This window comes from Sphingomonas sp., from assembly GCF_051962185.1.
Taxonomy (GTDB): Bacteria; Pseudomonadota; Alphaproteobacteria; order Sphingomonadales; family Sphingomonadaceae; genus Sphingomonas.
The window spans coordinates 1-11388 of record NZ_JBQCCN010000038.1; the positions used below are offsets into that span (position 1 = coordinate 1).

The following is an 11388-nucleotide window of genomic DNA, read 5'->3' on the forward strand; positions in this document are numbered from 1 at the left end:
CGCCAGCTTCCTAAGCCCCTCCCCTTCAGGGGAGGGGTTGGGGGTGGGGGCGTGCCTCAAGCTCGATCGCCTGCGGATAGTCCCCACCCCAACCCCTCCCCTGAAGGGGAGGGGCTATAATGAGCGGAACCCTCTGGCTGGGCGAACCGTCGCGCTTCGCCGGCCTGTCGCGCGGCAAGGCGCGGCTCGCGCTGGTCGCGCTCGTTCTGCTACTGCTCGCAACTCTCACCGCCCTGACCGTACCGAGCCCGCCCGCGGTCAGCGGCGACACCGCCAAGCGCGCCGACGACCAGGCCGACGTCGTTCTCTACGAGACGATCGTCGACGGCGTACGCCATGGCGGCAATTATTACGCGATCACCGCGAAGGAATTGCGGCGCGGCGACTATCCGCTGCGCCCCTTCGTCACCTTTCGTCTGCCGACGCTGGCGATGGTCCAGGCGCTGATGCCGCCCTGGGCGGTGGTCGGCTTGCTCTGGGCGCTCGCCGCCGGGGTGATGCTCGCCTGGTACGTGCGGTTGCGTCCCGCCTTCGCGCGCCCGCCGCCCTTGTTCATCGCGATGGTCCTGCTCGCCGGCGGGATGGGCGCGTTCGTCCAGGCCGACCTTGCCGCTTTCCATGAAGTCTGGGCGGGCTTGCTGATCGCGCTCAGCCTGGCGTTGCGGCGGCCGGGCCGATGGGTGGCCGCCGCCGGGATCGGCGCGATGGCGCTGCTGATCCGGGAGACCCGCGCGCTTTATGTCGGGCTGATGGTCGTGTTCGCCTGGCTCGAGGGCGACCGGCGCGAGGCGCTGGGCTGGGCCGGCGGACTGGTGTTGCTCGCGCTCGCGGTCGTCGCGCATGCCCATGCCGTCGCCGAGGTGGTGACCCCGGTCGATCCCGCCTCGCCCGGCTGGGCCGGGATGCTCGGCTTCGGCTTCTTCGTCGAGGCGATGACGCTGTCGACCGCGCTGCGCCTCGCGCCGATGTGGCTGGCGGCGCTGTTGATGGGCTTTACCTTGTTCGGCTGGTCGGCGTGGCGCGACCTGACCGGCATCCGCGCGCTCGCGACCTTTGCCGCTTATGCGACGTTGATCGGCCTGTTCGGCCGCGTCGACACCTTCTATTGGGGGCTGATGGTGGCGCCCGCGATCCTGATCGGCCTGGCCTTCGCGCCCGACGGGCTGAAGGACCTGATCGCCGCCGCGTTCCCGAAGCGTCGCAAGATCACAGTGACGAGGGTCAGTCCATGAAGCGAATCCTGTTGATCGTCGGTGGCGGCATCGCGGCCTATAAAGCGTGCGAGCTGATCCGGTTGGCGAAGAAGGCCGGGATCGGGGTCAAATGCGTGCTGACTGCGGGCGGCCAGCATTTCGTCACGCCGATGACGCTCGCCGCTTTGTCCGAGGAGCAGGTCTATACGACCTTGTGGGACCTCAAGGACGAGACCGAGATGGGGCATATCCAATTGAGCCGCGAAGCCGACCTGATCGTCGTCGCGCCCGCCACCGCCGATCTGATGGCCAAGATGGCGGCGGGGATCGCCGACGATCTCGCGACCACCCTGCTGCTCGCGACCGACAAGAAGGTGCTGGCCGCGCCGGCGATGAATTGGCGGATGTGGACGCACCCGGCGACGGTGCGCAACGTGGCGACGTTGCGGGGGGACGGCGTAACGGTGATGGAGCCCGATGAAGGGGCGATGGCGTGCGGGGAATATGGCCCGGGGCGGCTGCCGGAGCCGCCAGCGATTTTGGCAGCGATCCAGGACAAATTGGGCGAGTGAACATGCCCTCACCCTTCCGGCGCTACGCGCCTCCCTCCCTCTCCCGCATGCGGGAGTGGGACGGGGCCCGCCGCCGCAGGCGGGGGGAAGGGGGAGGGCATGTCGACGCGTGTAGGCCGCCATGTCATCGTCACCGCCGGCCCGACGCACGAGCCGATCGACCCGGTGCGCTACATCGCCAATCGTTCGTCGGGAAAACAGGGATTCGCGATCGCCGGCGCCCTGGCGGCCTTGCGCGCCCGCGTGACGTTGATCGCCGGCCCGGTGGCGCTCCCTACCCCGGCCGGCGTCGATCGCGTCGATGTCGAAACCGCGCTCCAAATGGCCGCGGCGGTCGACGCCGCGCTGCCCGCGGATGCCGCGGTGATGGTCGCCGCGGTTGCCGATTGGCGAGTCGAGGCGTCGGCGCAGAAGATCAAGAAAGGCGCGGCCGGCCCGCCCGTCCTGCGTCTCGTCGAGAATCCCGATATCCTGGCGACGCTCGCACGCAACCCGAGGCGGCCGCGCCTCGTCATCGGCTTCGCGGCCGAAACCGAGCGGGTCGTCGACCATGCCCGCGCCAAGCTCGCCAGGAAGGGCGCCGACTGGATCGTCGCCAACGACGTGTCGGGCGACGTGATGGGGGGCGACGCCAACACTGTGCATATCGTCTCGGCCGGCGGCGTCGAGAGCTGGGAGAAATTGCCCAAGGGCGATGTCGCGGCACGGCTGGCGGCGCGGATCGCCGCCGCGCTCGGCTGATCGATCAGAGCGTCAGCGCCATGAACACCGTGCCCGGTGGCGTGGGTGCGTAATAAGGCTCGATCCGCTCGAACCCCAATGCCTCATAGAGCGCGATCGCCGTCGCCATCGACGGCAAGGTATCGAGCCTGAGTTCGCGATAGCCGCGATCCCGCGCCGCCGCGACGATCGCCTCGGCGAGGGCGCGGCCCAGCCCCATGCCACGCGCGTTAGGCGCGAGGAACAGTCGCTTCATCTCGCACAGCCCATCGCCCTCGAGTGGCCGCAAGGCGACGCAGCCGAGCGCGGCCCCGCCGACATCGCGCGCCAGCAGCAACGCACCGCCCGGCGCGGCATATTTGCCTGGCAATCCCGCCAGTTCGGCGGCGAAATCCTGATAGCCCAGGTCGACCGGCAGCGAGGCGGCATAGCCTTGGAACAGATCGGCGACGGCACGCAGGTCGTCCGCCGTCGTCGCGGGGAGAATCCGGCAAGAATCGGGCATGCCAGATTGTGGCGCGCGGGCCGCGACGGTTGCAAGTCCCCTTCCCCCGCCGCCACCGCTCCCCCTACAACGCCGCCATGATCACGATTCGGACCGGTTGGATGATCGCCACCGCGGCGGCCGCGCTGGCGATGGGCAATGCAGCCGCCCAGGCGCCGCTGGGCGAGCCCTATACCCGCGCATTCGGCGCCGAGGCGCCGCGCGAGGTGAAGACGTTGGTCTTCGTGCTGCACGGCGACGCGCCGTTCGCGAAACCGTCGTATCAATATGATTTCGCGGCCGAAGCGGCGAAGCTGCCCGGCGTCCGCGCGATCGCCATCCTCCGGCCGGGCTATGAGGACAAGGACGGCGACATTTCGCCGGGCGTCCGCGGCATCACCACCGGCGACAATTATACGCCCGACCGGGTCGACGCGATCGCCCGCGCCATCGCGCGGACCGAGGCGCACTATCCGGGCACGAAGCACGTCCTGGTCGGTCATTCGGGCGGCGCCGCGATCTCGGCGGATCTCGCGGCGCTTCGGCCCGACCTGGTCGACGGCGTGTTGCTCGTCTCCTGCCCTTGCGACCTGCCCAAATGGCGCGCCTTCATGAAGAAGAAAATCGCCGCGGCGCCGTGCGACAAGCCGGTCGACAGCTACAATTCGATTGCGTTGGTGCCGCGGCTGAGCCCGAAACTGGCGCTGTCGATGATGGTCGGCTCGGCCGACGACACCGCGCCGCCCGACCTGACCCAGGCCTATGCCGCCGCGGCGCGGGCGCGCGGCATCGCGGTCGACCTGCGCGTCCTGCCGGGCAAGCCGCACGACATCCTCAACGAGCCCGAAGTGATCCCGGCGCTCGCCGATCTTATCGCAAAGGTGACCAAGACCCGATGACTGCTGCCATTCGTATCGCCGTCAAGCGCCTGCCGCATGGCGACGGCCTGCCGCTGCCGACTTATGCCACCGCCGGCGCCGCCGGCATGGACGTGGTCGCGGCCGAGGCGCTGACGCTCGCGCCCGGCGCGCGCCATGCGGTCGCCACCGGCTTCGCCATCGCGATCCCCGAAGGATATGAGGTCCAGGTCCGGCCGCGCTCGGGTCTAGCACTCAAACATGGCGTCACGTGCCTCAACACGCCGGGCACGATCGACCATGATTATCGCGGCGAGGTGAAGGTGATCCTGGCCAATCTCGGCGATCAGCCGTTCGACATCGCGCGCGGCGACCGCATCGCCCAACTGGTTCCAGCCCCGGTTCAGCGCGCCGCGCTGGACGAAGTGGCCGAACTGGACGAAACTGATCGAGGTAGTGGCGGGTTCGGCTCCACCGGCCGATAATCACCGGATATGATCGCGCTCTTTCTTCTCTTCCAGGCGGCCGTGACTCCCGCGGTGCCCAGCGATTGGTCCAAGCTTCCCGATCTCAGGCTGGCGACGCCGGCCGATTATCCGGCGATCATGACCAAATTCGTCCGCGACGAGATCGCCGCCGGGCGCTGCGTCGCGCCACCTCCGGTGGCCGGCAAGACCAGCATCAAGGTCGACATGATCGTGCTTGTCGCCTCGGCGAACGGCGAAGCGGTGAAGATCGTCCCACGGGCGATCAATTGCCCGACGGTCGAGCAATTCGCCGCCGGCGTCGTCCAGAAGGCGGCGCGCGGCAACATTGCCGGCCCGCCGCCCGGCACGGATAGCTGGTACCATGTCGGCATGACGCTTACATGGGGCCCGTGACGCCCCGGTCGACCAGCCTTTCCGATGCGGATCTCTCGCGGTTCGCCCGGCATATCGTCCTGAAGGAGATCGGCGGCGCCGGGCAACTGGCGCTTCGTCGCGCGCATGTCGTGACGATCGGCGCCGGCGGGATCGGATCGCCCGCGCTGCAATATCTCGTCGCCGCGGGGGTCGGGCGGATCACGATCGTCGACGACGACGCAGTCGACCTGTCCAACCTTCAGCGCCAGACCCTGTTCGGCACCGCCGACCTCGGCATCGCCAAGACCCAGGCCGCCGCCGCCGCGCTGGCCAGGCTGGACCCCGAGGTCGCGATCGATTGCCGCACGGCGCGGATCGACGCCGACAATGCTCGCGACCTGCTCGCCGGTGCCGACGTGGTGCTCGACGGCAGCGATAATTTCGCGACACGGCTGGCGGTCGCCGATGCCGCGCTCGCGCTCCGCATTCCGCTCGTGTCCGCCGCCGTCAGCCAGTTCGAAGGCCAGCTCGCGACCTATCGCGGCTGGGAAGCGGACAAGCCCTGTTATCGCTGCTTCGTCGGCCACGCCCCCGAGCGCGAGGGCGTGAGTTGCGCGGACGTCGGCGTGCTCGGCGCCATGGCGGGGGCGATGGGCAGCCTCGCCGCGCTCGAAGCGATCCGGGCGATCGCGCTGTTCGGGGAGGATACCGCCGGTTCGGTGTTGCTCGCGGACGGTCTGTCGCTGCGGTTCAGGACGATCAGGCTGCCCAAGGATCCCGGCTGCCCGGGCTGCGGTTGAAGCGCGACCGTCGTCAGACTCTGCCGATCCGCTCGAGGCTCCAATCCTGCGCGGCCCAGCGGTCGCCGTGTTCGATATACCAGTCGACCGTCGATGCCAGTCCCTCGGCAAAGCCCACCGCCGGCGCCCAGCCGAGCTCGCATTCGATCTTGGCCGGATCGATCGCATAGCGGCGGTCGTGGCCGGGCCGATCCTCGACGAACCGGATCAGGTCGCGCCGCGGCCGGCGACCAGGCAGGCGCTCGTCGAGCAAGTCGCAGATCCGCGCCACCATGGCGACATTGCTGTGCTCCTCGCGCGCGCCGATCGCATAGGTCTCGCCGACACGCCCGCGCTCGAACACCGCTTGCAGCGCCGCGGCGTGATCATCGACATGCAGCCAGTCGCGAATGTTCGCACCGGTGCCATAGACCGGCAGCGTCTCGCCGCGCAGCGCCTTCAGGATGGTCAGGGGAATCAGCTTCTCGGGCGCCTGGAACGGCCCGTAATTGTTGGTGCAATTGGTCACCACCACCGGCAGGCCGTAGGTGTGATGCCAGGCGCGAACGAGATGGTCGGATGCCGCTTTCGACGCCGAATAAGGCGATGAGGGGCGGTAAGCCGAGGATTCGGTGAACTTGCCCGCGTCGAGGTCGAGATCGCCGAATACCTCGTCGGTCGACACATGGTGAAAGCGGAAGCCGGATCGCGCGGCACCATCCAGTGCTTCCCAATGGCCCCGCGCGGCCTGCAACAGCTCGTAGGTGCCCACGATATTGGTCTCGACGAACGCGCCCGGGCCGTCGATCGAGCGGTCGACATGACTTTCCGCTGCGAGATGGACGATCGTGTCGACTCCCTCGCTCGCGAGCAGCTCGGCAACCAGCCGGCGATCGGCGATATCCCCCTGGACGAAGCGATAATTGGCCTTGCCGGCAACGGCAGCGAGCGCTGCCGGGGCCGCCGCATAGGTCAGCTTGTCGAGAGTGACGACGCGCCTCCCCAGCGCGACCAGCCGCCGCACAAGCGCCGATCCGATGAACCCCGCGCCACCGGTGACCAGCACCGTGCGAGCGGACGGCACACCCAACCTGACATGCAACGTCACGCCGCCATCTTCCTCAGATAGCTGGCATAATCGGTCCCGCCCAGTTGGGCGGCGCGGTCCAGCACGCTGGCACGGTCGAGATAGCCGAGTTGGAGGCCGATCTCCTCGGGACAGGCGATCTTGACCCCGCTGCGCAATTCGATCGCGCGGACGAAGCTCGAGGCCTCGTACAAACTGTCGTGCGTACCGGTATCGAGCCAGACGTTGCCGCGTCCCAACAGGCCGACCGTCAGGTCGCCGCGCGCGCGGTAGGCGTTGAGCACATCGACGATCTCGGTCTCACCCCGCGCCGACGGCTTCAGCCCCTTGGCGATCGCGACGACGTCCGGGTCGCAGAAGTAAAGGCCGGTTACCGCCCAGTTGGTCTTGGGCTGCGCCGGCTTTTCCTCGATCGAGGTCACGGTGCCGTCGGGCTCGAAGGACACCACGCCATAGCGCTCGGGGTCGGTCACCTGATAGGCGAATACCGTCGCGCCTTTCGGTTTCGCCGCCGCCTCCCGGCAGCGCGCGCCCAATTGGTCGCCGTGGAAGATGTTGTCGCCGAGAATCAAGGCGCAGCCTTCGCCGTTCAGGAAAGGCTCGGCGATCACGAAGGCTTCGGGCAGGCCGCTGGGATTGGCCTGCTCTGCATAGCTCAACCGGATACCGAAGGCGCTGCCGTCGCCGAGCAGGAATTCGAACATCGGCAGGTCGCGCGGCGTGGTGATGATCAATATGTCGCGGATGCCGGCCAGCATCAGGATCGACAGCGGATAATAGATCATCGGCTTGTCGAACACCGGCAGCAGTTGCTTCGACACCGCCAGCGTCGCCGGATATAGCCGGGTGCCGCGCCCGCCCGCCAGGATGATCCCCTTCATCCAGCCTGCCTTAAACGGGAAGGGTTAAACCGGCGTAAGCCTGTCGCTTCTCCCTTCCCGGCCGAGATTGCGGGGAGAATTTACAGTGTGTCGATGAACTGGCGTACCGCCGGCCCGATTTCCGGCCGGTCGAGTGCCAGTGCGATATTGGCCTGGATATAGCCGGCCTTGTCGCCGCAATCGAACCGGCGGCCGCCGAACTTATAGGCGTGGAAGGGCTGGCCGCCGATCATCTGCGCCATCGCGTCGGTCAGCTGGATTTCGCCGCCCGCGCCCTTTTCCTGAGTCTCGAGCACACGCATGACCTCGGGCTGGAGGATGTAGCGGCCGGGGATCATAAGGTTCGACGGCGCGGTGCCGAGCTTGGGCTTTTCGACCAACGCGGTGACTTCGACCAGGTCGCCGTCCTGCCTGCCCGGCGAGATGATGCCGTAGCGGTCGGTTTCGTTGGCCGGCACCTCGTAACCGCAGACCAGATTGCCGCCGACCTTGTTATAGGCCTCGACCATCTGCTTCATGCAGCCGGGCTGGCCGACCATCAGTTCGTCGGCGAGGAAAATCGCGAACGGCTCGTCCCCGACGATGTCGCGCGCGCACCACACGGCGTGGCCGAGGCCCATCGGCTCCTGCTGGCGAACATAGGCGACCGCGCCCGGCTTGAGGCGCGTCTGATGAAGCAATTCCATCGACTTGCCGCGATTCGCCATCGTCGTCTCGAGCTCATAGGCGATGTCGAAATGGTCCTCGATCGCCGACTTGCCGCGACCGGTGACGAAGATCATCTGCTCGATCCCCGCTTCCAGCGCCTCGTCGACCGCGTACTGGATCAGCGGCCGATCGACTACCGGCAGCATCTCCTTGGGCAACGCCTTGGTCGCGGGCAGGAATCGGGTGCCGAGCCCGCCAACGGGGAACACGGCCTTGCGCAACGGCTTGATCGACATTCAATTCTCCTGGCGCGCGCGCATAGGGCGCTCCGGCTTCCGCGAAAAGCCCCGATCGACGATCCGCCGCATCGCGCGGCCGATCCGGCGCGCCGGGCTGGTGACCAGATAGAGCGCGCGCGCCGGGCGCGGCAACGGCAGGGCCAGCGCATCCTCGGTCGACACCCATCCGGTCCAGGCGACGTTGGCGAGATAGAGCGGGCTCGACTTGAGCAGCACCGCCGACGCGTGCCCCACCGCCATGTAACGCCGCGGCACTTCGGTCTGCTCGGCCAGCTCGTCGCCACCGCGCATCAGGGCATTGGATAGCGCCGCCAACCAGCGCACGCGGCGCGATCGCCTGACATCGTCCGGAACCCGCGTAGCGAACAACCGATTCGCCTGCAGCAGCGCGAGGTCCATCGCAAGCGGTACGCCGTCACGCGCGGCACGCGCGCGCAGCGACGCCACCGCCCCCTCGCCTATCGTCGCCAGCAGGGCATTGAAATCGGCCAGCCATTTGAGCCGCGACCAGCCGTGCCGCGCGCCATGGACGGCGAGATAGACCATCAGCGCTTCGTCACCGAGCGTCGGCAAGGCGTGGCCCGCCACCGTCACCTGCCGCACGTCGCGCGCCAGATCGGGTTCGGCGAGCAGGCCTTTGATCGACGTCGCGCGCCAATGAAGATCGACGATCGCGCGGTTGCCGGAATGGAGCAATGTGCATTCCTTGACCATGTCGACCAGCACCGGCAGCCGCCGCGCATCGAGCGGCACGACCGGGTCGGTGATGCGATAGCCCGCGCGCTCCAGCACGCCGATCGTCGCGGCGACATCGCCCGGGCCGACCAGCAGATCATTGTCGAGCGTCTGTTTCACCGCCTGATCGCGATAGGCGAGTTCGGCGAGCGTCACCCCCTTCAAGAAGGCCGCGTTAATTCCCGCATCGGCCAGCGACGCCGCGATCCGCGCGGCCTCGTCGATCAACAACAGATTGCGCGCGATCTGACGGCGATGCCTCGCCACCAGCGCGGGCGGTACGGCTATCTCCGCCGCCTCGAGCGCGATCCGCGCGAGCCCCGATACGCGATGACGCCGCACCAGCGCCAGGAAGCGCTCCCAATCGATCGCCCCGCCGGCCGCCTGGCGCACCACGGCGGCGTCGGTCGGCCAGCGGCAGCACGCCGCGAGCAGCAGGAATTCGGCGGATGGGCCGCCGCCGCTCACGTCGCCAGGAACCAGCGATGCCCTGATTCGATCCCGATCGCGGTCAGCGTGCCGCTGGCATAGGCGCCGGTGTCGATGCCGATGCGGTTGTGCAGTTCCTCGACCGCCGGGCTGATCGAATGGCCGTGGACGACGATCGCGCCGTGGCTGCCCTCGAAATCGAGGAAGCGCTCGCGGATCCAGCGCAGATCCTCGGGCTTCTGGCGATCGAGCGGCACCCCCGGCTTGATGCCGGCATGGACGAAGCAATAGCCGCCGACCACCAAACTATCGATCATGCGATTGAGGAACATGGCGTGCGCGTCGGGCACGCGGCGGGCGAAGTCCTCGCATACCGACAGCATCTCGCCCGATTCGATCAGCGATGCGGAAACGCCATAACTCGCCATGGTCTCGGCGCCGCCGATCCGCACCCAGAAGCGCGCGGCCTCCAGATTGCCGGCGAGCGTCAGCAGGAACACTTCCTCGTGATTGCCCTTCAGGAACACCGGCCGCCGCGTCCCCCAGTCGCGCGTCAGCAGATGGTCGATGACCTGTTTCGATTGCGGCCCGCGATCGACCAGGTCGCCGAGCAGGATGACCCGCGTGTCGGCGGGCCCGCGGGCGGCGTCGTCGCGGTCGATCGCGTCGAGCAGATTGGTCAACAGATCGAGCCGGCCGTGGACGTCGCCGATCGCGTAGAGCCGCTCGCCTGGCGGGACATGCGCGCCGGCCGGAGCGGCGGCGTCGTCGCCGCGGCTACCGAACAGGTTCTTCAACCGCCGTGCGATCATGACGCGTCTCGCCCGGCAACAAGGGAATAGCGGATCTCCATCCGAAGCAGATAGGCGCCGCGCTCGCCTGCGATCAAGCGAGCAGTCGGCTGTTTACCGCGCGATCATCCCCCTATAGCCGTGCGATCCGACGAAATAGCCGAATCCTCGAAGGGGTAGCAGTGGGGCAATTCTTCCCGAAAACCGACGATCGCGGCGCGCGGCGGGACGCCCGATGACCCAGTCCCAATCGTCCCGGCCGGTCCGGATGATGATGGCCAGCGAATTCACCCACGGCTCGACGGCGCGGGGACTGGTCGGCGGATTCCGTGCGCTCGGCTGGGACGTGGCCGAGGTCGATGTGCTCAATTTCGTCGTTCGCGGCCGCGGCCGGCTGTCGCGCGCCGCCGCGCGGCTGCTGTGGAACAATTCGATCGCCGAATATAATGCCGAGATCCTGCGCGTCGCCGAGCTCAATCGCGTCGAGCTGTTCCTGACGATCAAGGGCGTCAACATCGCGCGCTCGACGGTCGAACGGCTGCAGGCCAACGGTACGCGCGTCGTCGTCTTCTATCCCGACGTGCTGTTCGATCATGTCGGCGTGGACGAAAAGGTGCTCGCCGCGACCGACCTGATCGTCACGACCAAGAGCTATCACGCGCCCTATCTCGACGAACTGGTCGGTCCCGATCACCACGCCTTCGTCCATCACGGCTATTGCCCGAGCGCGCATTCGCGCCGTCATGCGGCCGGGGCGATCCCCTATCGCTGGGACATCGGCTTCATCGGAAATGCGTCGCCGCACAAGGCCGCGCATCTGACCGCCGTGGCGGAGGCCTTTCCCGACCAGCGTTTCGTCGTGGTCGGCAATGGCTGGACCGATCTGGCGAACGGCACGCCGCTGGCGTCGCATGTCCTGGGCGCGCCGCTCACCGGCGACTATTTCGCTCGTGCGATCGAGGAGACGCGGATCAACCTGGCGATCCATCATGGCGAGGTCGGGCCGGACAAATGGCAGGATCTGACGTCGACCCGGACGTTCGAAATCCCCGCCGCCGGCGGCTTCATGCT

12 protein-coding genes and 1 pseudogene are annotated in these 11388 nt (G+C 67.9%); 7 read left to right on the plus strand and 6 right to left on the minus strand.

All coding sequences use genetic code 11. The features are described 5' to 3' along the window. Positions 1 to 119 precede the first annotated feature (119 nt). On the plus strand, positions 120 to 1232 hold the full coding sequence (locus ACTHJR_RS02605; protein WP_440521517.1) for a hypothetical protein: 1113 nt from the start codon (positions 120 to 122) through the stop codon (positions 1230 to 1232). Next, positions 1229 to 2506 (plus strand): annotated as a pseudogene (locus ACTHJR_RS02610) (bifunctional phosphopantothenoylcysteine decarboxylase/phosphopantothenate synthase). Before ACTHJR_RS02605 ends, ACTHJR_RS02610 begins: the two are co-directional and overlap by 4 nt. A gap of 4 nt (positions 2507 to 2510) precedes the next feature. Here ACTHJR_RS02610 and ACTHJR_RS02615 read toward each other — a convergent pair. Next, positions 2511 to 2990, minus strand: a complete 480-nt coding sequence (locus ACTHJR_RS02615) for a GNAT family N-acetyltransferase (protein WP_440521518.1) — start codon at positions 2988 to 2990, stop codon at positions 2511 to 2513. A gap of 77 nt (positions 2991 to 3067) precedes the next feature. On the opposite strand from ACTHJR_RS02615, the gene ACTHJR_RS02620 reads away from it, so the two are divergent. The 4 genes from ACTHJR_RS02620 to ACTHJR_RS02635 are packed head-to-tail and all read left to right on the plus strand — an operon-like array spanning position 3068 to position 5468. After that, entirely contained in the window at positions 3068 to 3868 is an 801-nt protein-coding gene (locus ACTHJR_RS02620) for an alpha/beta hydrolase (RefSeq protein WP_440521519.1), read from the plus strand. Continuing rightward, positions 3865 to 4311, plus strand: coding sequence for a dUTP diphosphatase (gene dut, locus ACTHJR_RS02625; protein ID WP_440521520.1), 447 nt, complete (start codon positions 3865 to 3867; stop codon positions 4309 to 4311). Before ACTHJR_RS02620 ends, dut begins: the two co-directional genes overlap by 4 nt. A gap of 9 nt (positions 4312 to 4320) precedes the next feature. Then, entirely contained in the window at positions 4321 to 4707 is a 387-nt protein-coding gene (locus tag ACTHJR_RS02630) for a hypothetical protein (RefSeq protein ID WP_440521521.1), read from the plus strand. After that, the gene (locus tag ACTHJR_RS02635; RefSeq protein WP_440521522.1) at positions 4704 to 5468 is read left to right on the plus strand and encodes a HesA/MoeB/ThiF family protein; all 765 of its coding nucleotides are present in this window, start codon (positions 4704 to 4706) and stop codon (positions 5466 to 5468) included. Before ACTHJR_RS02630 ends, ACTHJR_RS02635 begins: the two co-directional genes overlap by 4 nt. 13 nt (positions 5469 to 5481) lie before the next feature. Here the strand turns inward: ACTHJR_RS02635 and rfbB are convergent, their stop codons facing one another. The 5 genes from rfbB to ACTHJR_RS02660 all read right to left on the minus strand — a co-directional run bounded on the left by rfbB (position 5482) and on the right by ACTHJR_RS02660 (position 10338). Continuing rightward, positions 5482 to 6555 (minus strand): dTDP-glucose 4,6-dehydratase, encoded by a 1074-nt coding sequence (gene rfbB, locus ACTHJR_RS02640; protein WP_440521523.1) that lies wholly within the window; start codon positions 6553 to 6555, stop codon positions 5482 to 5484. After that, complete coding sequence (gene rfbA, locus ACTHJR_RS02645; RefSeq protein WP_440521524.1) at positions 6552 to 7415, minus strand: glucose-1-phosphate thymidylyltransferase RfbA; 864 nt, start codon at positions 7413 to 7415, stop codon at positions 6552 to 6554. Before rfbA ends, rfbB begins: the two co-directional genes overlap by 4 nt. An 80-nt stretch (positions 7416 to 7495) precedes the next feature. Then, a complete protein-coding gene (gene galU, locus ACTHJR_RS02650) occupies positions 7496 to 8359 on the minus strand; it encodes a UTP--glucose-1-phosphate uridylyltransferase GalU (RefSeq protein WP_440521526.1) in 864 nt (287 codons plus the stop codon). Further along, a complete protein-coding gene (locus tag ACTHJR_RS02655; protein ID WP_440521527.1) occupies positions 8360 to 9565 on the minus strand; it encodes a nucleotidyltransferase domain-containing protein in 1206 nt (401 codons plus the stop codon). It abuts the gene before it with no gap. After that, positions 9562 to 10338, minus strand: coding sequence for a metallophosphoesterase family protein (locus tag ACTHJR_RS02660; protein ID WP_440521528.1), 777 nt, complete (start codon positions 10336 to 10338; stop codon positions 9562 to 9564). The genes ACTHJR_RS02655 and ACTHJR_RS02660 overlap by 4 nt, the downstream gene beginning before the upstream one ends. 214 nt (positions 10339 to 10552) lie before the next feature. Between ACTHJR_RS02660 and ACTHJR_RS02665 the strand changes: the two genes are divergently transcribed. Further along, on the plus strand, positions 10553 to 11388 hold an 836-nt coding region (locus tag ACTHJR_RS02665; RefSeq protein WP_440521529.1), incomplete at its 3' end, for a glycosyltransferase family protein.

What these genes read in the sequence shown, in the direction of transcription:
- ACTHJR_RS02605 (WP_440521517.1), top strand. Translation starts at nt 120, where the DNA reads ATGAGCGGAACCCTCTGGCTGGGCGAACCGTCGCGCTTCGCCGGCCTG.
- ACTHJR_RS02615 (WP_440521518.1), bottom strand. Translation starts at nt 2,990, where the DNA reads ATGCCCGATTCTTGCCGGATTCTCCCCGCGACGACGGCGGACGACCTG.
- ACTHJR_RS02620 (WP_440521519.1), top strand. Translation starts at nt 3,068, where the DNA reads ATGATCACGATTCGGACCGGTTGGATGATCGCCACCGCGGCGGCCGCG.
- dut (WP_440521520.1), top strand. Translation starts at nt 3,865, where the DNA reads ATGACTGCTGCCATTCGTATCGCCGTCAAGCGCCTGCCGCATGGCGAC.
- ACTHJR_RS02630 (WP_440521521.1), top strand. Translation starts at nt 4,321, where the DNA reads ATGATCGCGCTCTTTCTTCTCTTCCAGGCGGCCGTGACTCCCGCGGTG.
- rfbA (WP_440521524.1), bottom strand. Translation starts at nt 7,415, where the DNA reads ATGAAGGGGATCATCCTGGCGGGCGGGCGCGGCACCCGGCTATATCCG.
- galU (WP_440521526.1), bottom strand. Translation starts at nt 8,359, where the DNA reads ATGTCGATCAAGCCGTTGCGCAAGGCCGTGTTCCCCGTTGGCGGGCTC.
- ACTHJR_RS02660 (WP_440521528.1), bottom strand. Translation starts at nt 10,338, where the DNA reads ATGATCGCACGGCGGTTGAAGAACCTGTTCGGTAGCCGCGGCGACGAC.